The organism is Nocardia sp. NPDC004278 (assembly GCF_053602975.1).
Genome location: NZ_JBSGEQ010000003.1, coordinates 24,643 through 46,364, shown reverse-complemented (window position 1 = coordinate 46,364; position 21,722 = coordinate 24,643). Strand labels below are relative to the sequence as shown.

The 21,722-nt window shown below is 65.4% G+C and carries 18 protein-coding genes; 8 read left to right on the top strand and 10 right to left on the bottom strand.

Going from position 1 to position 21,722, the window contains the following annotated elements; all coding sequences use genetic code 11:
* Positions 1-676 precede the first annotated feature (676 nt).
* On the top strand, positions 677-1,582 hold the full coding sequence (locus tag ACWEO2_RS05165) for an aromatic prenyltransferase (RefSeq protein WP_452404205.1): 906 nt from the start codon (positions 677-679) through the stop codon (positions 1,580-1,582).
* Positions 1,583-1,800: 218 nt separating this feature from the next.
* Here ACWEO2_RS05165 and ACWEO2_RS05160 read toward each other — a convergent pair whose 3' ends face one another.
* Together ACWEO2_RS05160 and ACWEO2_RS05155 are read right to left on the bottom strand one after the other, a co-directional pair.
* A complete protein-coding gene (locus ACWEO2_RS05160; RefSeq protein ID WP_452404204.1) occupies positions 1,801-2,994 on the bottom strand; it encodes a DUF1501 domain-containing protein in 1,194 nt (397 codons plus the stop codon).
* 18 nt (positions 2,995-3,012) lie between these two features.
* Positions 3,013-4,329: a DUF1800 domain-containing protein gene (locus tag ACWEO2_RS05155; RefSeq protein ID WP_452404203.1), complete on the bottom strand. Its 1,317-nt coding sequence runs from the start codon at positions 4,327-4,329 to the stop codon at positions 3,013-3,015.
* 83 nt (positions 4,330-4,412) lie between these two features.
* Here ACWEO2_RS05155 and ACWEO2_RS05150 point away from each other — a divergent pair, with 83 nt between their 5' ends.
* The 4 genes from ACWEO2_RS05150 (at position 4,413) to ACWEO2_RS05135 (ending at position 9,229) form a co-directional block, all read left to right on the top strand.
* Positions 4,413-5,096, top strand: coding sequence for a response regulator transcription factor (locus tag ACWEO2_RS05150; RefSeq protein ID WP_354954272.1), 684 nt, complete (start codon positions 4,413-4,415; stop codon positions 5,094-5,096).
* 52 nt (positions 5,097-5,148) lie between these two features.
* Entirely contained in the window at positions 5,149-6,471 is a 1,323-nt protein-coding gene (locus ACWEO2_RS05145; protein ID WP_452404202.1) for an ATP-binding protein, read from the top strand.
* An 82-nt stretch (positions 6,472-6,553) separates the two neighbouring features.
* On the top strand, positions 6,554-6,877 hold the full coding sequence (locus tag ACWEO2_RS05140; protein ID WP_452404201.1) for a hemophore-related protein: 324 nt from the start codon (positions 6,554-6,556) through the stop codon (positions 6,875-6,877).
* A gap of 732 nt (positions 6,878-7,609) precedes the next feature.
* The gene (locus tag ACWEO2_RS05135; RefSeq protein WP_452404200.1) at positions 7,610-9,229 is read left to right on the top strand and encodes a serine/threonine-protein kinase; all 1,620 of its coding nucleotides are present in this window, start codon (positions 7,610-7,612) and stop codon (positions 9,227-9,229) included.
* A gap of 543 nt (positions 9,230-9,772) precedes the next feature.
* On the opposite strand, the gene ACWEO2_RS05130 is transcribed toward ACWEO2_RS05135, so the two are convergent.
* Together ACWEO2_RS05130 and ACWEO2_RS05125 are read right to left on the bottom strand one after the other, a co-directional pair.
* Positions 9,773-10,210: a GtrA family protein gene (locus ACWEO2_RS05130; protein ID WP_452404508.1), complete on the bottom strand. Its 438-nt coding sequence runs from the start codon at positions 10,208-10,210 to the stop codon at positions 9,773-9,775.
* Positions 10,211-10,759: 549 nt separating this feature from the next.
* The gene (locus ACWEO2_RS05125) at positions 10,760-11,206 is read right to left on the bottom strand and encodes a MarR family transcriptional regulator (protein WP_452404199.1); all 447 of its coding nucleotides are present in this window, start codon (positions 11,204-11,206) and stop codon (positions 10,760-10,762) included.
* 61 nt (positions 11,207-11,267) lie between these two features.
* Here ACWEO2_RS05125 and ACWEO2_RS05120 point away from each other — a divergent pair, with 61 nt between their 5' ends.
* Complete coding sequence (locus ACWEO2_RS05120) at positions 11,268-12,152, top strand: hypothetical protein (protein ID WP_452404198.1); 885 nt, start codon at positions 11,268-11,270, stop codon at positions 12,150-12,152.
* Between the two features lie 144 nt (positions 12,153-12,296).
* Here the strand turns inward: ACWEO2_RS05120 and ACWEO2_RS05115 are convergent, their stop codons facing one another.
* The 5 genes from ACWEO2_RS05115 to ACWEO2_RS05095 form a co-directional block, all read right to left on the bottom strand.
* Entirely contained in the window at positions 12,297-13,415 is a 1,119-nt protein-coding gene (locus tag ACWEO2_RS05115) for a serine hydrolase domain-containing protein (RefSeq protein ID WP_452404197.1), read from the bottom strand.
* Positions 13,416-13,422: 7 nt separating this feature from the next.
* Entirely contained in the window at positions 13,423-14,295 is an 873-nt protein-coding gene (locus ACWEO2_RS05110; protein ID WP_452404196.1) for a helix-turn-helix domain-containing protein, read from the bottom strand.
* 86 nt (positions 14,296-14,381) lie between these two features.
* The gene (locus tag ACWEO2_RS05105; protein ID WP_452404195.1) at positions 14,382-15,761 is read right to left on the bottom strand and encodes a serine hydrolase domain-containing protein; all 1,380 of its coding nucleotides are present in this window, start codon (positions 15,759-15,761) and stop codon (positions 14,382-14,384) included.
* A 190-nt stretch (positions 15,762-15,951) separates the two neighbouring features.
* Positions 15,952-17,358, bottom strand: a complete 1,407-nt coding sequence (locus tag ACWEO2_RS05100) for an outer membrane protein assembly factor BamB family protein (protein ID WP_452404194.1) — start codon at positions 17,356-17,358, stop codon at positions 15,952-15,954.
* A 236-nt stretch (positions 17,359-17,594) separates the two neighbouring features.
* Positions 17,595-18,473: a hypothetical protein gene (locus ACWEO2_RS05095; protein WP_452404193.1), complete on the bottom strand. Its 879-nt coding sequence runs from the start codon at positions 18,471-18,473 to the stop codon at positions 17,595-17,597.
* 118 nt (positions 18,474-18,591) lie between these two features.
* Here ACWEO2_RS05095 and ACWEO2_RS05090 point away from each other — a divergent pair, with 118 nt between their 5' ends.
* Together ACWEO2_RS05090 and ACWEO2_RS05085 are read left to right on the top strand one after the other, a co-directional pair.
* Positions 18,592-19,500, top strand: coding sequence for a sigma-70 family RNA polymerase sigma factor (locus tag ACWEO2_RS05090; RefSeq protein WP_452404192.1), 909 nt, complete (start codon positions 18,592-18,594; stop codon positions 19,498-19,500).
* Between the two features lie 42 nt (positions 19,501-19,542).
* Positions 19,543-20,358, top strand: a complete 816-nt coding sequence (locus ACWEO2_RS05085) for a class I SAM-dependent methyltransferase (RefSeq protein WP_452404191.1) — start codon at positions 19,543-19,545, stop codon at positions 20,356-20,358.
* 105 nt (positions 20,359-20,463) lie between these two features.
* On the opposite strand, the gene ACWEO2_RS05080 is transcribed toward ACWEO2_RS05085, so the two are convergent.
* On the bottom strand, positions 20,464-21,711 hold the full coding sequence (locus ACWEO2_RS05080) for an FAD-dependent oxidoreductase (RefSeq protein WP_452404190.1): 1,248 nt from the start codon (positions 21,709-21,711) through the stop codon (positions 20,464-20,466).
* Positions 21,712-21,722: the final 11 nt, after the last annotated feature.

Below are 21,722 nucleotides of genomic sequence, written 5' to 3'. Positions count from 1 at the left end.
CGTTACCTGCTTCATCCGCGCCGCGGGCAGAGGCAAGTCAGGAAACACGCAGACAGCGGCCAGTTGCACTCACCACTGTCGGGGGTACTCAGTTCGAGCCAGTTGATAGCCTGAGTGCCGGTCGGACAGACTGCTTCGGCGTACGCGACCAAGAGGCGGTCGCCGCCATTGAATGGATCAGGCCAGGCCGAATACTTCGGGGGCATGCGTATGGACGTGCGTTTGCCGAGAACCGCCTCCTTCGCGCGCCATCTAAGAACCGCCTCCGACAGCTGATGTGGATCGTGCATGTGCATCGGAACCGTTGTGCTGCATGATGTCTCGTCGTAGTCGTCGAGTTCTCCAGCAGATGGTCGCAATCGACAGCGAAACCGTAACCGGTGCAACGGAATTCGAGTGCAATGCGCAGTTTCTGCGATTACTGCGGTCATCGGTCTCGGATCCGCGGAAATACTGGTGAGGAGTGCGCTGCCGCATGACCGGCGCGATCTATCGGCACGACATGGAGATATGACCCCCGCGCTCCGAGTCGGTCGACTCAATGCCAACGGCTACGTCGCAGCGTAAAGTGCTGTCTGCGTTCCGCATTCGGCTCTGCCCGACTGATTTGCTTTCTGGCCGAGTGGGATTGGCGAGACCGCGATGTTGTTCGCAGCACTCATCTCTGGAAGGACGCATGCTCACCACCACCGAATCCGAGCTGGAAGATCTCTATGCGGCCATTGAGAAATCCGCGCGGCTAGTGAACGTTCCCTGCGCGCGAGACGCTGTCCGGCCCACCCTGACCGCATACGGCAGGATGCTCACGCAGTCCGTGATCTCTTTCAGAGTGGTCACCGACGCCCGCCGCTCGGGAGACCTCGACTATCGTTTTCTGACGTTGCCGAGAGACGTCGACCCTTACAACATCGCCCTTTCCAACAAACTGATTCCCGAGACCGATCATCCGGTTGGCGCTCTGCTGGACCAGGTCCAGAAACAGTGCCCCATCGACAGCTACGGGATCGACATCGGTGTAGTCGGCGGCTTCAAGAAAATCTGGCCGTTCTTTCCTGCCGATGGCGTGCAAAAGGTATCGGAGCTTGCCGCACTCCCGGCCATGCCGCCCAGTCTCGCCGACCACGCCCGCATGTTCGCACGTCACGGCTTGGAGGACAAAGTCGGCTTGCTCGGGATCGACTACTACGACAAGACGATGAACGTGTATTTTCCCGGACTGCCGGCCGAGTGCTTCGCGCCCCGCGCCATCGTGTCGCTGCACCGCGACGCCGGACTTCCGGACCCGAGCGATCAATTCCTCTCGATCACCGAGAAAGCATTCGATATATACGCCACCATCAGCTGGGAATCTCCTCGGATCGAGCGGCTCTGTTTCCCTGTGATAACACCGGACCCGAGAACGCTCCCAGTCCCGATCGACCCGAGCTTCGCGCAACTCGTCGACAAAGTTCCGATCAGCACGACCGACCGTCGATTCACCTATGCCGCCACCTCGTCGCCCCGTGGCGAGTCCTACAAATTCAGTTGGTTCTACCAATGGCAGCCCAGAATGCTGGACAAGATGAAGACGTCCGATTCATAGTGCCCTGCACCTGCCTCTAGGCCGGCTCACCAGCCATAATGCACCGAGCGGAAGATTCGCGAGCCCGGCTCGACCTGCTCAACCAGCGCGCTCGACGCACTGCACCAGCGGGTCACCGATCAACCACGCCTATTCGCGTCGGTACTCTCATGCCGACCGGAAGTTGAACGTCGCACAGTAATCGCTGGCCCGAGGCCCCTGAGCGACAAGAGGTTCCCTCACGCGATGAAACCCAGGTCGTGACGAGCGGTACCGACAGCGGGACCCGGGTCGGTCGCGACGACGCGGTGCAGCAATTCCGAGTAAATGTCACGGAAGTCGACGGTGGTCTTCAGATCACCGTTGTCCAGGTCGGTGAGGCTTGGCTCGTCGCCGTAGCAGCCGCCCTTGACCCGCGCTCCCGCAACGAACACCGGCCCGGCAGTGCCGTGGTCGGTGCCCTGGGAAGCGTTGGCGGCGACGCGGCGGCCGAATTCGCTGTAGGCCATGAGAACTACGTCGCGGCCACGGGGATGCCCTGCCATATCCGTCAAGAACGCCGACACCGCCTGGTCCAGCCGTCCGAGCAGTTGCTGCTGGGTGCGGCGTTCATCGGCATGGGTGTCGAAGCCGCCCAGACTGACCGAATACACCCGGGTGGGCACACCCGCCTTGATGCACTGTCCGACGAGCGCGAGCTGGGCGGCGAGCGGATTACCGCCCGGACCGGCGGGTTTCGTGCCGATCGAGGAAAACGTCTGTGCCACAGCCTTTTCGGCGTGATAGCCCGCACAGACGAGTGCCTGGGCGGGACTGTCGCGGGGGTCGGTGGCGGCGAGCGCGGCCAATTCGGCGGACAATTCCGGCGATAGCGGGGCCGAGGCGGGATCCAGCGCCGCTGCGGTGTGCTTTTCCCCTATCGCCAGCTGCGGCAGCACCGGGCCGATATTGACCGCACGGACCGGGTCGTCGCCGGTCGTGTCGAGCCAGCGCCCGATCCATCCGGTATTGACGGGGCGGTCCGGAGTGGCCGTCTGCCAGATGTCCATCGAGCGGAAATGGCTGTGATCCGGATGCGGATAGCCGACCCCGCGCACGATCGCGAGGTTGTGGCTGCCCCACAGGTCCGCGAAGCCCTTCATCGCCGGATTGAGTCCGAGTTGCCCGTCCAGGTGCAGTACCTCCTGCGGCTGATACGACAACTCCGGCCGCGCGTCGTGATAGGCGTTGTCCGCGTACGGAATCACGGTGTTGACGCCGTCGTTGCCGCCGTACATCGTTACCAGGACCAGGATTCCGGCGTCCGGCGCCAGGGGGGCGGTGGCCGCGTGCCGGTGCACTTCCTCCCAGGTGATCACGGAGCCACCGGCCACCCCGAGCGCACCCAGTACGCTGCTGCCGACGAGGAACTGTCTGCGATTGAATCGAGCCATGGTTCGATGACTTTCCGGTCAGCTGGTCAGATACTCGGGAGTGTTCACCGCGATCGCGGTGAGCCGGGCGGGATCGTTTCGGACCGCCGCGAGCACGGCGGCGCTGCGGTCCGACCAGGCGCCGATGCCGAGCTGGTAGCCGACCGCATCGAGGCGATCGCCCGGCGCGGCGGACGAAATCCGGCTCAGGTCAGCCTTTTTCACGAGCTCAGATGCCGCGGTGAGCCGAATCCGCGCCGCGGCTGTCGACATCCACGCCTGGCCGTGCGGCCAGCCACCGACCGACGGCGGGTAGAACGGCAGCTGTCCGAGATTGCGCAGCACACCCGCCAGCTTCTTGACGTCGGCGTCGTTGTCCATCGGGACCGCCAGCGCGCGCACCATGCCGATCAGCCATTCGACCGGGCCGTGCACGACAGTGTCTTGCACAGTGGCGAATTCGTCGTCGGTGAGGATCGCAACCACCATCCCCGCGGCATCGCGATTCGGTCCGTAGGCCGCCACGGCGCGATCGATCGCCGGTTGCGACGGCGGTGTATCGGAGCCGAGCTGCTGCCACATCCGCCCGGCCACATAGCGAGCCGACTCGGGCCGACCGAGCACGATATCGCAGAATTCGCGGGCGCCGAGCGAACCCGTCACGCCGAGTACGGTTTTGGGTCCGGGATCGTGCCGCTGGGAATTCAGCGTGGCGGCCCCGCTGGCGTCGATCGTCCACCCGGTCAGTGCACGTGCGCCTTCGCGCACATCGGTCTCGGTGTAACCGTTGCCGTGTCCGAGCGCGAACAGTTCCAGGAACTCGCGCGACAGATTCTCGTTGGGCGCCTTCGCCGAATTACTCGTGCCGTCGAGCCATTTGAGCATGGCCGCGTCGGTGAGCATCGCGTAGGCCAGCGCGCCGAAGTCGCCGGTGCCCAGAGTGCGCAGCTTCTGGTTCTGCGCGGCCAGCGTGGCGGCATTGCGAACTTTGGCCGCCGATGTCGCAAAGTGGTTGTGCCACAATAGGGTCAGCTTTTCATGGATCGGCTGATGTACGGCGGCCATGCGCCGCAACCACCACGCGGTCAGCATTGCGAGTTCGTTGTTGCGTTCGGCGTTGTACCGTCGGCGGACCTCGGGCGTCGCATTTTTACCCGGTGCTGTGGTCTCGGCGAACACCGGCAGCGGCGTCGCCCGCGCGCCGGCATCGCCGTCCGGGTCGGTGGTCAATGCCGATCGCAGATAGTCGGCGGGCTGCTGCGCACGCACGGCATCGATCTCGGCCCCGGTCGCACCGAAGCCGGCGCGACGAAGCACGCGCGCGGTGCGCATCCACTGCGCCGATTGGCTGCCCATGATCCGAGTATCGCGCCGCCCCCGGCGTTCATCGGCTCGTTCAGCACGACCTTTCAGGCAATCTTCAGCTCCGAGGCGCAACAATGACACCTGTGCAGCCGGGACGAATACTTGTCATCGAAGACGCCGAGGCCATCCGGGTCGCGGTCGGATCGGGGCTGACCACGGCCGGACACGAGGTGCTCAGCCGGGAGCACGGCCAACAGTTGGAGCGCGATCTCGCGCAGTTCCGGCCGGATGTGGTCGTGCTCGACATCATGCTGCCCGGACGCGACGGATTCACCCTGCTGGAAACTGTGCGCGCCAGATCAGGGGCCGGTGTCGTCATCCTGACCGCCCGCGATGGTATCGAGGACCGGCTGCGCGGGCTGCGAGCCGGCTCGGATGATTATGTGGTCAAGCCGTTCGACCTGGCCGAGCTGGTGGCCCGGGTCGATGCGCTGTTGCGGCGGATGGGCCGACTCCAGACCAAGACCACGATCGGCGATCTCGTCATCGACGTGGAATCCGGTGCGGTGCACCGCGGCGGCGAGACCATCGTGCTGACCCTCACCGAGTTCAAACTCCTCGGCTATCTCGCCGCGCACCGCGACCGGGTGGTCACCAAGGCCCAAATCCTGACCGCCGTATGGGGATACGACGATTACGACCCCAACCTGGTCGAGGTGAATGTCAGCGCGGTTCGACGCAAGCTGGAAGCACACGGACCGCGGCTGCTGCACACCGTGCGCGGTCTCGGCTACACCTTGCGGGTCGGCGACCAGTGAGCTGGCAGCGCCGCCCGGGTGACTACTACAGCTCTCATCGGGCCGGGGTGCGATGAAGACGGTGTCGCTGCGCAGGCGCGTCACGCTCACCACCGCTACGGTGCTCGGTGCGGTACTGATCGTTGTTTCGCTGGTGGTGCACGGGTTGTTCGCGGTGGCGCTGAATCGCAGTCAGAACGCCGTACTCGCCGACCGCGTTCAACTGGCGCAGCAACTTGCCGGCCAAGGCATCTCGCCCACCGATCTGCTCACCCGGATCGATGCGCGGTCGGTGCGAGCGCGGCTCGTCCTCGCCGACGGCCGCACCTTCGGCAGCCTGAATGCCCAGCACGAGGACCAGTCCACGGTGAAGACCAGACACGTGCTGCTCAATGGCCGAGGCGAGTTGGACCACGCGCGAATGACCCTGCAACTCGACACCAAACTATTGGCGGGGGCGCAGTCGAAGCTGGTGGGCGTGCTCGCGGGCACCACCGCCGCGGCGCTGCTCGTCATCGTCATCGGGTTGCCGTTCGGTATCCGGCGCGCCCTCGCACCCTTGGATTCCATGACCGTGCTGGCTCGCGAGATCGCTCACGGCCGACGCGGGCGGCGGTTGTTGCCATCGCGACCCGACACCGAACTGGGACGCACCGCAACGGCTTTCGATGAAATGCTGGACGCACTGGAAGGCGCCGAGGCCCGAGCACAGGCGTCCGAGGAACAGATCCGTACCTTCGTCGCCGACGCCGCGCACGAGTTGCGCACCCCGATCACCGGAATTCGCGCGATCGCCGAAGCGGTCCTGCAGCAGCCGCCCGACGCCGATCCCGACGCCAGCCTGCAGATGCAGCTGCTGTTGGTCCGTGAGGCCCAGCGCGCGGGACGGCTGGTCGACGATCTCGTCGATCTGGCTCGCATCGACGCCGGACTGCCGCTGCGGCATACACCGACCGATCTACACGATCTCGCCGATGCCCAGTTGAGTCGGATGCGGCTGCTGCACGGCGATATCGAGTTCGAACTCGCGGGCGATCACGTGGTCGCGGCCATCGACCCCGAACGCGTCAACCAGGTGCTGTTGAACCTGCTCGAGAACGCGTGCCAAGCCATGCCGGATAGCGGCGCGGTGACGGTGCGGGTCAGCGCCACCAGCAACCTGGCCGAGGTGACGATCAGCGATACCGGCCCGGGGGTGCCACCCGGCGAACGCGAGCGGATCTTCGACCGGCTGGTGCGTCTCGACCGGGCACGCGATCGCCGCGCGGACGGTTCCGGCCTGGGACTTGCCATCGCCCGCGGCATCGCCAGAGCCCATGGCGGCGACCTGATCTGCCTCGACCCTGCGCCCGGACAACACGGTGCCGTATTCGTGCTGCGGCTGAAGATCGCCTGAAGATAGTGGCGCGACAAGTGCGCTCGGCAGGTCGGGTCGGCAGATTCGATGGGGACATATCCCGCCGACCACTGGAGTAAGAATGAAGCGCAGTCTCGTCGCCGCCACCCTCGCCGGCCTCGCCGGACTTGCCATCGCCCTGCCCGCGACCGCCTCCGCCGACCCCGGGCCGCAATGCAGCCCCGCGGCCGCGGCCCAGGCGAAGGCGGACAGCGCTCCGAAGGTCGCGGCATTCCTGTCCAGTCACCCGGACTTCGCCGCAGAAGTGGCGAAGGTGAAGGCCCTGCCCAAGGATCAGCGCAAGGCGGAGTGGAAGTCCTACCGCCAGGCGCACCCGCAGGACGTACAGGACTTCAGGACCGCCCGCGCGGACATCCACGACTACCGCCAGACCTGCCACAAGTAGCCATCGATCTCGGCCACCCGCGCCCGGTGTCACGGGTGCGGGTGCGGGTGCGGGTGCGGATCGAGAGATACTCGCGTCCGCCCTGATGACAGTTAGGCTGATCGGCGCCGCATCGGCCACCGTCCCCGCGGCAGCATCAAACTCGGCTGGCGCACATCGGATCCCCGGCGCCGATTCGACCGTCCCATGGGACTGCGTCGCGAATGCTCGGGCCCACGCATCTAACTCGTGCGATGCGTGCCTACGCACCACGCGACCAAACCAGTGCCGAATCCAGACAGCTTCTGCCGTATCCAGCCGTCGGTCCGGGGAGTTCCGTCGACGTAGTCAAATGGTGGTCGCACCCGCACAATCGACCGCCGGATGACTACGTTCGGCGAGCACTTGGACTGGATAGCGGGGGAATCGGTCTGACGAGATAGGGTGTGGCACTGGCGAATACAGCCGCCAGTGATGCGGTGTTTGCGCTGACTGCAGCGGGTGCAACGGACATTGTCAGCATCGGATGGATGTGGATTCCTCGGCGATCGCACGCTCAGGTCGTTGAGTGTTCGACAGGCGAGATGCGCTGCGGCTCAGGATATCCGCTCATAGCTCCCCGATGAGCGGACGTTCGTGGGATGGTCCAGCTTCGATAGCGGGATGCGCCGAGCTTCTTCGCTCGACGTTGGCAGTGCTTCTCTATGCTGACATTCGGCATCGCTTGCTGTGGACAGGTGAAAGGGGGGGCTCGTGGCTCATCCCGGCATCGGCGCAACGTTCGCGGACCATGTCATCGAAGGCGTGCTCGGCCAGGGCGGGATGGGCACGGTCTATCTTGCTCGCCACCCTCGCCTGCCCAGATCGGTGGCGCTGAAGCTGCTCAACCGTGAGGTTTCCAGCGACGCGGAGCTGCGTCGGCGATTCGAGCGGGAAGCCAGCGTTGTGGCACAGCTCGAGCACCCCAATATCGTGGGAGTCTACGATCGTGGCACTCACGATGGCCATCTGTGGATCGCCATGCAGTACATCCAGGGATCCGACGCCGGCCGCCTGGACTGCCGAACCGTCACCGGCGATCGGGCAGCACGGATCATCACCGACGTCGCTGCGGCCCTCGACTACGCCCACGCCCACGGTGTGCTGCACCGCGATATCAAACCGGCCAATATCCTGCTGGCCGCCCCCGATGCCGGCCGCGGAGAACGCGGCGTGCTCACCGACTTCGGCATCGCACGGCTGCAGGACGCGACGACCAAGGTCACCGCCACCGGAACCTTCGTCGCGACGATCGCCTACGCCGCGCCCGAACAGCTGACCGGCCAGCCCCTCGACGGCCGCGCCGATCAGTACTCACTGGCATGCACCCTGTTCAGCATGCTCGCCGGGCGATCGCCCTTCGCCGCCGACCACCCCGGGCAGGTCGTGGCCGGGCACCTGAGCGCACCGGTACCATCACTGGTCCGACTTCGGCCGGATCTCCCCGCGCAGCTGGACGCAGTTCTCGCTCGCGCCATGGCCAAGGAGCCTGGCCAACGATTCGGCAGCTGTGGCCAATTCGCCGCGGCGGTCGCCGACGCCCTTCGATATCCGGCTGAACCGACCACCGGGCTCGACGCACCGACGGTGGCCACCGAGACGGTAGGAGGGAGTCCATCCCAGCGGGCAACGATCGTCCAGGACTGGGCACATCCCGCCACGGCGGCAACCGCGGCGGCGCCCTATGGCCGACAGATTCCGATGCCGCGCCGCCAGGTGCGACCGCCTGCACGCGACAAGACCGGAGTCATCATCGCGATTGCCGTGCTCTTGTCCGTGGTCGTGGGTGTGGTAGCCGCTACCTCCCAGGCGCTGATCGGGACACACCGGGACGCCCAAACTACGGTTCCGGCGGGACCTTCGAAAACATTTGTGCCCAAGCCGTGGCTCCCAGAACTACAGGTAATTGCGGACACGTTCCCGAAACTGGTCCCGAGCAAGGAGGGCTCGTCAGCTTCCTGGCGAGGGGCTTTGTGTCTCCCCTCGTTCACTCAATCCGACGCGTCTGTGGGGGCGATCGAGTGCCAGCCGCCGGGTTCGAGCTCCAGCCAGGGAGACCATGTGTACAAGGTGATGGATTTCGGAACCACCGAGGCCGCCAAGGAGTGGATCGACAAGGGCACGAGTAGTGACCACGGTAAGGTCATACGGCTCGCGCACGCTGGGTGCGTCGCGGATCCGCTGGTCTTTCTCCCTCAGCTCGGTGGCGGTGCGGAGATAGCGTTCCCGGATGACCCCACCAGGTCGAGGTTTCTGGTGACTGTGAGTCCGGTCGCGGGTTCGATCGCGGACGTCCCGTCGAACTGGTTCCCGTCGGCTCCCGTTTGCGGATGAGTCGATATTTGCACACAGGTGTTGGCTCCTGCGGATGCCCGGCCAACCAGGCAGCATGTCGGCTTGGAAGTCTCACACGATCCGCTGATGCCTCCTCGCGGGCGTTGTCCGCATGCGCGGCAGTGCCGCTGGGTGCGGTCAACCGTGCGAGATACACAGCGGCACAGGACATCCGCTATTCCGCTGATCGACTGCTAGCCAACGAATTCTGGGCCGCTGTCCCCACCGTCGACCAGGTCTGTTGTTGCGGCCAGTCGAGACAGGCTCATGCCGTGCGGAGATCCTGCGGCGGTTGCCGCTGTTATGCCGTCAGGTGTTGAGCCATGAACACCTGGGAACGGTGTCAGTCGATGTGAGCCGTGGCGGGTGTACGAATATGACGTAACCGCAGGTAGTCGAGTTGGCGACGCTACAGGGGTCGTCTGGTTGAGGTGTCGGTAGATGGTGGGCCCGGTGGCGCCGAACTATCACTGGTACATGTGATCTGGACGTCTCCCAGGAGATTCGATGCCAAGGCCGAGTCGGGGTGTCGTAGAAGACCTTTCAGAAGACGAAGCCGCGCAGTGCCAGGAAGCGCATACCGCCGACCGCCGCCATGATGGCGATCACGGCGCCGGCCTGCGCGATCTCGCCGAGGCCGGGTGCCAAGAACTCGAGACCGGCCAGCGCCGCCGTGCTGATCAGCAGGCCGATCAGTGCCAGCCCGCCGCCTTCCCACTGTGCGCTGAACCAGCCGACCCGTCCGGCCGCACGGAAGGTGAGCTGGCGGTGCAGTTCGTTCGCGATCACCGTGCTGACGATCGAGCCGACGATATTGGCGACCAGCGGGCCGCTCCCGTTCATGGCCATGAACAGCAGGCCATAGGCAATGTTGCTGGAGCCGCCGACCAGGGCGAAGCGGATCAGCTGGGCGAAGGCGTGATCACCGCGCAGATACCGCATCATGCGGGCGAGACGGTCGAGCGATTCTGTGCGCAGCATCGGGAACGGGCCGGCACCGATGGTAGCGATGTCATCGAGGATCGTGGTGTCCCCGTACGCTTTCCGCATCCCGGAAGCGGCGATTGCTGTGCTGTTCACATGAGTACTGTCGCCAGCCGGTCGGTCACCGACCTGACGCCGACCTGACACGCCAACTGACACGGTGTCCGGCCTGGTCACCGCGGACAAGGGGTGACGAACACGCACCGGTCCGCGTATTACGTACGCGGGATCATCGACAGCGGTGCGCGGCCCGACACAACGCCCCACGTCAACGAAGGCACCTCATCGCGGAGGATCCAATCGATCTCGAGCGCGTTCAACGCGCGATAACGCCGCGACCCGCGCGTTCAATCGGGGACAAACGTTGGCCAGCAGCTGATCTCACGACCGCGTGCTCATGCCGCATTGCGTACGTCTCGGCCAGCGCGATTGGTGTCCTCGCCGCGCGGCAACACCGGCGATCGCGGAGATCGGGCTGGACCAGCTCGCGCAGCTGGGTCTCGACAGGTCATCCACCTCGGTTCGGGGCGCGTGTCGACGTGGCCTTCAGGCAGGTGCCTCACCGAGTATGCTGATCTGCTCGGCAAGGATCTCGTCGGATCGCTCGGCGAAGTCCAGTAGCAGCGTGATCTGATCGTCGGTGTAGCCGCTGACCAGATCTGCCATCCGCTCGTACAGCGGCTGGTACAGCGCCGTCGCTTCCGCGACGCGCTCGGGCACAGCGTGGACGGTCACCTGCCGTCGATCCGCCGAATCATGTTGCCTGGTCGCGAAACCGGCACGCTCCAGCCGGTCGATCACGGTGGTGGTAGCGCTGGGGGTAAGCCGCAACTCATCGGCCAGCGTGCGGGCTGATCGAGGACCCTGCGAGAGTAGGTACACGCTTTTCAGATCGGTCGGGGTGATGCCGAGCCGCGTGGCGATCAGTTCGGCGAGCACCGTGCTCCGCGCCGCCGCCCGCTGCTGCCCGGCGAGTAGGCGCTCGACCGCCATGAAATCTCCTTCGATGAACGCATTGTTCGATGATCGTATCATTTCGACATACAGTGGCGGCATGCGAACCACATTGCTCGACAAGTCCAGACTGTTCGACGGCGCCGATGTCACTCTGATGCATCGTGACGACCGGTGGTGGATGATCATGGGCGAGCTCGTGGACCCCGCCGTGCACCGGATCGACCTCCGGGTCGCGCACCTGCCCCAGGGTGCCGCCATCGACAGCCTGGAGTGGACGATCGACGGACAGTGCGCGGAGCGGACTCCGGCGAACAGCTGGGACGCCACCGGCTACCACTGCGTGTCCTATGTGCGCGGCCGGTCCGGCGGACAGTGGGTCGAACGCCTCTACTACGCGAGCGCTGCCGCCGCGACCGACATCACCGGGCCGTATTCGATCGGCTTTCTGGAATGGGATGGCTCCGAGTGGGTTCGCCATCCCGAGCCCGTGTTCACCGCGACAGAATCGTGGGAGCTCGGCACCGTGGCCGAGCCGAACCTGCTTTACCACGGCGGTCGCTGGCTGCTCTGGTACTGCGCGGGCCTGTCCGCCAACGGCACCCAGGTGATCGGATACGCGGAAAGCCCGGACGGCGTGACCGGTTGGACCGGTAGGCGGATCTTCGCCGCCGATGGCGAATTCGATGCTGTCGTCGCCGCTTCCGATGCGGCATTCGATTTGGTGACCGCGAAGCACCCGCTGACCACTACCCCCGGATCCCGAGACGGTGTGTGGTGGACGCGGGCCGCAACGTTCGGCGACTGGCCAGGGCCGATACAGCTGGTTTCCACCACCGACGGCACGCCATGGCACCGTGACGGCGTGTGGAAACCATCGGTGGTCAGGCAAGGCGACGATCTAGTCGTGTTCTTCAACGGCTCGCGGCGCGAGGGCCGCTCGCCCGGACTGTCCGTCGGCCGAGTCCACTACCGTCTCGGCTGACGATCCCCCTCGTCGAGCACCCCGGCCGGACGGCCTCTCATACCGCGACCCGCGCGTTCAATCGGGGACAAACGTTGGCCAGCAGTTGATCTCGCGAGCGCGCTCCTAGCCGATTACCGAGTCGCGTACGGGCCGAAACACACATCAACCGCACAGCGCCAGTTGGGTGAAAGCCCGAAGCGCATCGTCGATGGGATGGGGCTGTGGCTTCCCTGAGGAGTCGAGTTGGTTCCATCGCTGCAGGTTCACCGCGATGGACATTTGCCGCTTTTCGTCAGCGCTGGTCATGGATATCGCGCCGCCGCCCCAGACCGAACCGTCATGGCCCCAGTAGGTGCCGTGACCGGGCACCGTCATCTTATGCAGGCCCAGACCGTAGTCGATTGTCTTACCTTCGAAGGAGATGACCGGAACAGTATGTTGCATCTGCGCCAGCGCTGCTCGGCTGATGATTTCGCCTGCCAGCAGCAGGCCGAAGAAGCGGTTCAGGTCCGCGGCGGTCGATATCAGCGAAGCCGCCGGCCCCACCCACGACATGTCATAGACGCTGTAGTCGCGGGGCGGGTCGATCATGCCGAACCACGCCTCGTAGTGCAGTGAGTGCGGTCCGTTGATATGCGGTCCGGCTGGGAGTTCGGTGTCCCGCAGCCCGGCGCGCTCGATGACGTTGCGAGTGATGCATTTCTCCGCCGAGGTACCGGTAACCGACTCCAGGAGTTGGCACATGAGCAGGTAATTGGTGTTCGAATACACCCCCGGAGTGCCACCCGGCTTCCCGGTGGCAGGCGCCGACACCCCCATCTCGATCAGTTCGGTCGCGTGAAACCTGGTGAACCGGCTGTCATCCAGGCTTGCCGGTGTCGTTTTCGCCAGGTTCGGGAATGCCGCGAGGGACGGGTAGGCATGCGGGAGGTAGTCGGCGAGGCCGCTGGTGTGGTTGATCAACATCCGGACGGTGATCGCCGCACCTCGTTCGCCGGGAACCAGCCGCGGCAGGTAGTGGCCGATGGGTGTGTCGAGCTCTATTTCGCCGTCGTCGACCAGCTGCAGCACGGCGGCGGCGGTGAACGTCTTGGTGATGCTGCCGACGCGGTGTCGCATCTCGACTGTGACGGGGCGGCCGGTGGCGATATCGGCTACTCCGGCTGCGCCGCACCAGATTTGGTCGTCGTTGCGCACTTCGGCGAAGACTCCGGGTATGCCCGCGCGATGGACGGTCTCCAGGGCGGTCTGTAGCTTCTCGGGATCAAATGTGTTGGTCACGGGACCACTATCGGCCGAGCGGTCCCGCACGGTATTGGAAAAATCTTCCCCAGGCCCGGTACCGGTGCCGCGCGATGGTGGGCAGATAGTGCGCCGTCAGTGATCCCGGCGTGCGGTCGGCGAATATCGATACGTCTCGGCACAGATGAGCCTGATCGGTATAACCGCAGTCCACCGCGACGTCGGCGGCGGGCCGGCCCGCCAGCAGACCGTCGACCGCGGACCGGAACCGGACCAGCATCGCCGCCCGCTTGGGTGTCAGGCCGATCTGGGACTCGAATCGCGCCCACAGCCGCTTATGGCTCCATCCGACGGATTCGGCGAGTTCGCCGATCTTCACCTGGCCGCCGGAGGTGAGTATGCGATTCCAGCCGGCGAGCACCTCCGGGTCAGGAGTCCGCATCGGCCTGTCGCACTGCGCCAGAAACGATTTCGTCAATGCGAAACGTTCGTCCCAGGTCGGGGTGGACGCGAGTTGCTCACGCAGTCGCCGAGCCCGCAATCCCCACAGGTCCTCCAGGGCGACAACGCCCCGGCCCAAATCTGTTGGGGAAATACCCAAGAGCGAATACGCCTGTATCGGCGACAAGCGAACCTCGATGCACGCTGCCCGCTCGCCACGAACACGCATGGCCTCGATGGGAAGCCCGGCAACGAAGCCGCCGAGGGTCCGCCGCCCGACCGCATCGTCGACGATCAGCCCGCGATCCCCGAATTCGATCAGCACAGTGATCGCCGCCGTCCCGGCGACCCGAAGATCCACCCCGGCGCCACCCGCATCGCGGTAACCGATGATCGCGGCCCCCAGCGGCACGGCATCGGCCGGACCTGCAAATTCCCACCCCACATCAGACTCGCGGCCGAAGTCCACAGTTCCCACCCGTCCAGGCTACGGAATGGTGCGGACACCGCCATCGCTCACGCAGGCCCGTCTTCCTTCGATGGTGTGCCATCCACCCATGGCCGTCATCGCGCCCGGGCGAACAATCGGCCGGCGAGATCGATTCCGGTCACGGCGCCGGATCCGTCACGAGTGAAGTACCCGCGTTGTCCCTGCAGGCCGCCGTCGGTGACGATGTACTCGTCCGCGTCGCCGGGCAGCAGGCCGAGGGTAGCCGGTGGCAGGTCGGGCGGCATTTCGGTGTCCGCGGCGGCACGGATCTCCGGTTTGATGGCACATCCGATCGTCAACACCGCCCCGTCGGCGTCGAGAGTGAGCCGCATCATCTCGTTCTCGTAATGCCCGGCAATCTCTGCTGCCCGCCTCTGGTCGTAGGGCAGCGGTTCCGGGTCAGGTTCGATCACGCCGAGGTAGTGTTCGAGCACCCAGTTCACCAGGGCTCGGTTGAACGCGAGGCCCGCGTCCGGACCAGCGTTCGACGCCACGGTGACGGCGAAGTTCCGCTCCGGGACGATGAGCAGGTCGGCGAACTGGCCATTGCCCGACCCGCCGTGCCCGATGGTCGCGACACCGTCCACCTCACGCAGGAACCAGCAGATGCCGAATGCTTCACCCAACGTGCTACCACGCAGTTCCACGGTCTGCTCCCGCATCCGGTACAGCAGTTCGGTAGGCAGAATTCGCTCGCCGCCATCGGTCCGGCCGTCGCCGAGATGGAACCGCGCCCACTGCAGCAAATCCCCCACCGACGTTACGACGCCGCCACCAGGGTTGTTGGCACGGTTGTCCTTCCACTGCCGGGCCACCGCGAGCACACCGTTCGCATCGACGTTGTGGCCCACCGCAAATCGCCTGGTCATCACGTCGCTGACCGCGTAACAGCTGTGTGCCAGTCCGAGCGGTTCGAACAACAGCGATGCGACGCCCCGTTCGAAGGTCGATCCGGTGACGTTCTCGACGATCCGGCCGGCCAGGTTGAACCCCGCCTGGCTATAGGACGCCCGCGCCCCCGGTTCCGCGATAAGCGGCGACTCGGCAAGTTTCACCGCGTGCCGCGCCAACGCGTCGTCTCCTTCGCCGGTATCGACGCCGAGCTTCCATTCCAGCCCGGCCGTATGGTTGAGCAGCCGCAAAACGGTGATTTCGTCCGCGGCTGCATCGGTGGGGGCGAATTCCGGGACATACCGCCGCACCGGCGCGTCCAACTCCACCCGACCCTCGGCGACCAAGCGCATCAACGCGGTCGCGGTGAACGTTTTGCTCACCGACCCGACAACGAACATCGTGTCCCGATCCACCGGAAGCGGATTGTCCACACTCGTCACGCCGTGGCATGCGAAGTCTTCTCGACCACCGGCCAACACCCCGACAGCGACACCCGGTACGCCCAGTTTCTCCGCCGTGGCCGCGACGAATTCCAACAATTGCTGTGTCATCTCGTTCATACCAACATGCTCGAACCTTGCCCCTGGGGCAAGGTCAAGCCCTTGGTCGAAACTCGCCGACCGCACCGCACTTCCACCTGTACACCGAGCACTACTGGCTGCCGCCGAAACAGTCGGAGAGAGCGCTTCGGCCGCTGATCGCAAGGCATTTCGGAGCTACAGGGACCGACTGAACGACGCGACTATCTGATCAATCCGCAGCGTATCCGGTGAATTCCTGGGCGGTCGTTGTGACCATGCGACCGCCCATCGCGTGCACCGCGGAGTGCAATCGAGAATCACCGCTGGGCGGCAATGGCATTGACCACACCGACGAACCGTCTGCGCCATCGATCGCCTGCACGGTGACGCCGTCGGTCAAGATGAGATGGCTTGCATCGGTGATGCCTTCGTACCTCGTGAATTGTGAGGTGTTCGCGAATGGCGACGGCTGCTGCCAGATTCGATGTCCGTCGGTGAGATCGAGACCGGAAAGCGTTGAGCCATCGAGCGATCGGACGATCACCGTATCGCGCACCACTCCCACTATCGCGCCCTTGCGTCCCGTGGTATCGGCGAGGCCGATCAGCGCATTGGTCCACAGAACTCGGCCGCTCGTCCGGTCGTAGGCGCTCTCCCCGGTAAGGATCGGCAGTGGTGTGGCGGTTGCGGTCGGATACCACTCGAGGATGAAGCTGGCATTGGCGACCTCGGTGATCCGGTGGCCATCGCGACCGAGCAGCGCGACTGTTCCCGCACTGCCGCTGCGATCGATCACCTGCATGGCGATCAAGCCGCCGTCGAAGACGTAGCCGACGGGAGCGGTGAAAAGCAGCTCACCGGAACGCAAATCGTATACGCGGACCTTGCCGTCGCGCCCTTCCCGGAAGTAATCCGGGGCGTCGATCCGGGGAGTAACGGGTTCGCCGGGAATCGGTGTCGGATACGTCTTGCGCCAGGTCGCGGCGATATCGGCAACGGTCCCCCGCGTAATGACAGCGGTCTGCCAGTCCGCGGTGCGCCCGGCAACGGAGACAACGCCGTCGCGGACCGCGATGTCCATGACCTCGAAATCCGTTGTGTGGTCCGTGAGTACCCTGCCGGTCGCACTGTCGACGATCAGCACTCGATGTGTGCCGTGACAGGTGAGCAGCCCCTCGAGTACGATTTCAGCACAGCCGTCGATTTCACCGACATCGGTTGTCCAGCGCGGCTTTCCGGTGTCCGGGTCGATACCGTGCATTCGCACCGGACCGACCGGCAATCCAGCCTCGCCGGTTGCGCTACCCGGCACCGCGGTGGCCGCCACGATCATCGCCCCGGCGTCCATCGGCCCGCCGTATCCGTAGTAGCGGCCCAAACTGTGCGGGGCCGACAGCAGGACCGCACCGGGCTCATCGGACAGATCCGAGGCGCGCACCGTCCACCGCGGGGCGGGAGCGGAGTCGAGCTGGGGCGAAATACGAAACCTGCCGCCCAACACCGGAGTCGCTTGCTGCGACTGCCGAGGTGACCGGTCCGTCCACACGATCGCTGCCACGCCCACCACCACGACCAGCACCACGATCCAGATCCCGCGCCTGTTCCGACCGGTGAACCACTGTGCGGCCGAGCTCATGCGGCTGTCTCCTCCAAGCATCGATCTGATCCAGACTCCAGTCCGGATGCGCCCACGCAAGGTATCAGCCACTTCCGAGGTGGGAATAGAGACCGGAGCGGTTTCGCTGCCCGGTAGTTCACCGGGCGCTGTTCAACAAACGTGTCGAAAACGATTGGTGTTCAACAAGTCCTGTCGGACCGTTCTCGTCCAGTCCAGCGCAGTGCCGACCACCACCGCCGTGGCCAGCACTGCGGTCAGTTGTTCCTGGTCAGGGAGCCCGAGGTCATCATGAACGGGATGCTGTGATCCTGTCCCGCCAGGATGGCGGTTTGATGTCGCTCGTCGTCGGCGATCGACCAGAACGCCAGCGTGGTTGCGCCGCAGGTCTGCGTGGCCGGGGACAGCTCGGCGGTATTCCCATGGGCCTCGAAGGTCCAGTTGCAGCCGTCGACGGTATGCGCGGTGACGGTGCTGCCCGCCGACGGGGCGAAGGTGACCGGCCCGGACATGGGAGCGGGCGTGAACGGCAGGGGAATGAAGTAGGAGTTGGTGGCGGCGTTGGTGGGGAAGGGCGCGCGGTCGAAGGTCCAGGTACCGCTGAAACGCCGCGCGGTGTCGGCCTGCGTGCCCGCGGCGGCGTTGGTGCGGCGGCCGTCGACCAGATCGAATCCGAAGGTGCCCGGGCCGAGATAACTGTTGGCGTGCAGGGTTTCTCGCTCGATGCCGTCATCGACGGTGACACGCCAGCGGTCTATGTTGTAGCCGGATCCGATCACCTGGTTGAAGCAGTACTGGGTGGTGGAGGTCATTTCCAGAGCGTCCCCCAGCGGTCGGAAATGCCAGGTGCAGCCCTGATCGGTGCGGCCAAGGACCTCGCCGTCGGCACCGCGAGTGAAGGTAATGGTGCCGATCTGTGGAATGTCGGGCCGGTATCCGAACAGGTCCATGGTGGCGATGTTGGTTCTGGTGACGTGGTCCGGCTGGTCGTAATTCCATGTGCCCAGGTATTTTTCGACGGATCCGGTCGTTTCGGCGGACGCGGTCGAATCCGCTCCGGCCGGTGCCGGGGCGGTCGCGAGGCCGGCCAGCGCCAGGGCTGCGATCGCGGTCAGTCGGCTCGAACTGCGCAACATGAGATCTCCTCGAATGGTGCTTCGTGTTTTGCGGGTCGGCACTATGACGAGGCGGGCGGCGGGAAAGTTACCGCGCCGGATCGGTAACTTTTCGCCCCGCCGTCTCGTCGTAATCGGTATGGAGACTCATGGCGACCAGTTCACCGCGCTGTGGGATGCGCATCGCGCCTACCTGGTGGACCTGGCATTCCGAATGCTCGGTGACATCGCGGAGGCCGAAGACGTTGCGCAGGAGGCGTTCCTGCGCCTCTCACGCACCCCCGCGGACGAACTGAACAACGTCCGCGGCTGGCTGACCGTGGTGACCGGCCGCCTGTGCCTGGACCTGATGGGCAGTGCCCGGGCCCGGCGCGAGCAACCCGGCGACCCGGAGCTGCTGAACTCGGTGGTCTCGCCGGGCGTCGACCCGGCGGACCGGGTCACGCTCGACGATCGTGTCCGGTCGGCACTGGCGATAGTGCTGCAGCGACTGAATCCGCCCGAACGGGTGGCGTTCATCCTGCACGATGTGTTCGCGCTGCCCTTCGAGGAGATCGCGGCGATCTTGGGCCGTCCAGCGGGTACGTGCAGACAGCTGGCGCGACGGGCGCGTACGAAGATCACCGGGGCGGGGGCAGGTCCCACGACCGCGGCGGCTGACCGCGCGGTCGTCTCGGCCGACCCGGTAATCGATCAGGCCACGGCATCGACACACCGAGCCGTCCTGGACCGGTTCATCGCGGCTTGCTCCGGCGGCGACCTCAACGCCCTGCTGACCGTGCTGGCCCCGGACGCCTGGGGATCGGCGACCTTCGTCGCGGGCTCGCTGCCGACCCCGGAGGACACCCACGGCGCAACGGCCGTGGCGTCGAACCTGCTCAGCTACTTCGGATCCGGCGCGACGCTGGTGTCACACCCAGCACCCGCAACCGTGGGCATCCTGGCGTACCACAACCGCGTGCTGTACGGCATGCTCGTGCTCACGATGCGCGGCGACCGCGTGGCGGGCATCGAGGCGATCGTCGACCCGACGATCCCCATGGCGTGAGGACGGCCTACCGGCGCGCGCCCTGCGAGTAGTGTCGCTAGCGTGGAAGACGCTGGACTCGTCGGAGTGCAGAAGACCCTCAGCCCCGTCCTCAGGGCCAAAGCACTGGACAACCGACTGCCGGACCCGATCCTCGGCGACAAATACGCCGAACAGACGATGCGCCGCCTCGACCCCGACTACGACAAACGCAGATTCGGCACCAACCAGATGGGCCTTGCCGCCGTGGTACGCACCAAGGCCCACGACGACTGGGCCCGAAGCTACCTCGCCGATCACCCCGACGCGGTGGTGCTGCACCTGGGCTGCGGCCTCGACGCCCGCGTGTACCGGATCGACCCGCCCGCCACCGTCGACTGGTACGACCTGGACTATCCCGCCATCATCGAACTGCGGGAACAATTCCTGCCGCCGCGAGAGCGCTACACCCTGATCGGCTCCAGCGTCACCGCCCTGACTTGGCTGGACCGTATCCCCCGCGGCCGGCCCGTGCTGATGATCGCCGAGGGACTGGTGCCCTACCTGACCGAAGCCGACGTCCGGCGACTGCTGACCAGTGTCGTCGACGCCTTCCCCACCGGCCGAATACAGCTCGACACGGTACCGGTCTGGGCATGGCGCACCTCGAAATGGGACCCCACCCTGCGCAAATACGGCACCCAATTCCACAGCGGCTTCAACGATCCGGCCGCGCTGGCCGATTGGCACCCGCGACTCGAATACATCGACGAGGCACCGATGAACGACTCACCGGTGCTGATGGCCAAGGCACCCGCGAACATACGCCGCATGTTCCGCCTTCTGAACCTGCTACCGGGCATGAAACGATCCACCCGCATCGTGCGGTTCCGGTTCTGATCCGCCGACAGTCGGTACAGGCTGGTGAACGCGGGGATCTCGCTGCTCTGGCTGCGATCTGACGCGGGGCGATAACGACCGCCGAGGAGGCTGTCGCTGCTCGTCTCAGGGGACGGTGACGCGATGTAGCCGTGGTAGTGCGCGCAACAGGACCCATCGTTGCACCGCATTGCTCCCGGTCAGGCGGAGTAGTTGTTTGTTTGCGTCGCCGACTGCCCGGAATGCATAGGGCACCATCTCGGTTTGGTAGGCCGACAGCGCGTGCTCAAGTGAATCACCTTGCGCAGCAGCATGTTCCAGCTTTGTTGCCAGCAGGGCCGCATCGCGCAGTGCGGTATTGCCGCCGTGGGCTCCCACGGGTGGCATCGTATGGACCGCGTCCCCCATCAGCGTTACCCGCGACATCCGCCACCCACGAGGACGAGGGGCGGCCATGAGTTTCACCTCCATGGTGTATTCGGGCTGGGACTCGGTGATGAGTTCCTGTACGGCAGGGTGGAATTCGCCGACCAGGGTGCCGGCGAATTCGTACAGTTGCGCCGGTGTGGGCTGGCAATCGGTGAACGGGTCGTCAGCGCCCGGAAAGACCAGTCCCCACATCACATAGTCGTCGTCGACGGGGGCGTCGGTCCCGGGCGCGAGTCGCTCGAAGGCTGCCGAAGGTTGCTCACCGAAACGCATGGAGGTGAAGAACGCACATCGTCCCGGCCTGTCACCGACGGCCAGCACTCCGCTCTTGGTCAGAGCCGGCGGCACCATGCACCGGCCGCCGATCCGCAGCGGCGTGCGGCCGTAGAGCGCACGCATGCCGGAGTCGATCGGTTCGTGATCGGGGAGCGTGGCCGCGCGCAGTACCGAACCGATGCCGTCGGCGCCGACGACCACGTCCGCGCGTGTCGAACTGCCATCGGCCAGATGTAATACGGCACCGTCGCGGTCCTGCTCGACACCGACCGCTCCCCTGCCGAAATGCACCCGGTCCTCGAGTCCCTGTAGCAGGATCGTGCGCAACGTCTGGCGATCCATCTGGCCCGCGCCGTCGGGAACGTTTTCGTCGAAGTGCAGGGTGATGGCGTCGCGCAGGTCCTTGTTGGTGATCCTGAAGTATCCTCCGGGCGCCCCCGCGACCGCCGATATCAGGTCGAACAATTTGGCCGGAACGCACTGCCGCAATGCCGCTCTGCCGTGTTCGTCGACTGTGATGCGGTATCCCTGGCGGCGCACGAACGGCCCGGAATCCCGCTCGTACACCTGCACCTCGATCCCGGCCTTGTGCAGTGACTGCGCCAGGCACAGTCCGGCCAGACCAGCACCGGCGATAGCGATCGAAGAACGAGAACGATTGGTAGCCATAGAATTTCTGC

What these genes read in the sequence shown, in the direction of transcription:
- ACWEO2_RS05150 (WP_354954272.1), top strand. Translation starts at nt 4,413, where the DNA reads ATGACACCTGTGCAGCCGGGACGAATACTTGTCATCGAAGACGCCGAG.
- ACWEO2_RS05145 (WP_452404202.1), top strand. Translation starts at nt 5,149, where the DNA reads ATGAAGACGGTGTCGCTGCGCAGGCGCGTCACGCTCACCACCGCTACG.
- ACWEO2_RS05125 (WP_452404199.1), bottom strand. Translation starts at nt 11,206, where the DNA reads ATGGCGGTCGAGCGCCTACTCGCCGGGCAGCAGCGGGCGGCGGCGCGG.
- ACWEO2_RS05160 (WP_452404204.1), bottom strand. Translation starts at nt 2,994, where the DNA reads ATGGCTCGATTCAATCGCAGACAGTTCCTCGTCGGCAGCAGCGTACTG.
- ACWEO2_RS05080 (WP_452404190.1), bottom strand. Translation starts at nt 21,711, where the DNA reads ATGGCTACCAATCGTTCTCGTTCTTCGATCGCTATCGCCGGTGCTGGT.
- ACWEO2_RS05095 (WP_452404193.1), bottom strand. Translation starts at nt 18,473, where the DNA reads ATGTTGCGCAGTTCGAGCCGACTGACCGCGATCGCAGCCCTGGCGCTG.
- ACWEO2_RS05105 (WP_452404195.1), bottom strand. Translation starts at nt 15,761, where the DNA reads ATGAACGAGATGACACAGCAATTGTTGGAATTCGTCGCGGCCACGGCG.
- ACWEO2_RS05140 (WP_452404201.1), top strand. Translation starts at nt 6,554, where the DNA reads ATGAAGCGCAGTCTCGTCGCCGCCACCCTCGCCGGCCTCGCCGGACTT.
- ACWEO2_RS05120 (WP_452404198.1), top strand. Translation starts at nt 11,268, where the DNA reads ATGCGAACCACATTGCTCGACAAGTCCAGACTGTTCGACGGCGCCGAT.
- ACWEO2_RS05155 (WP_452404203.1), bottom strand. Translation starts at nt 4,329, where the DNA reads ATGGGCAGCCAATCGGCGCAGTGGATGCGCACCGCGCGCGTGCTTCGT.
- ACWEO2_RS05100 (WP_452404194.1), bottom strand. Translation starts at nt 17,358, where the DNA reads ATGAGCTCGGCCGCACAGTGGTTCACCGGTCGGAACAGGCGCGGGATC.
- ACWEO2_RS05165 (WP_452404205.1), top strand. Translation starts at nt 677, where the DNA reads ATGCTCACCACCACCGAATCCGAGCTGGAAGATCTCTATGCGGCCATT.
- ACWEO2_RS05090 (WP_452404192.1), top strand. Translation starts at nt 18,592, where the DNA reads ATGGAGACTCATGGCGACCAGTTCACCGCGCTGTGGGATGCGCATCGC.
- ACWEO2_RS05130 (WP_452404508.1), bottom strand. Translation starts at nt 10,210, where the DNA reads ATGCTGCGCACAGAATCGCTCGACCGTCTCGCCCGCATGATGCGGTAT.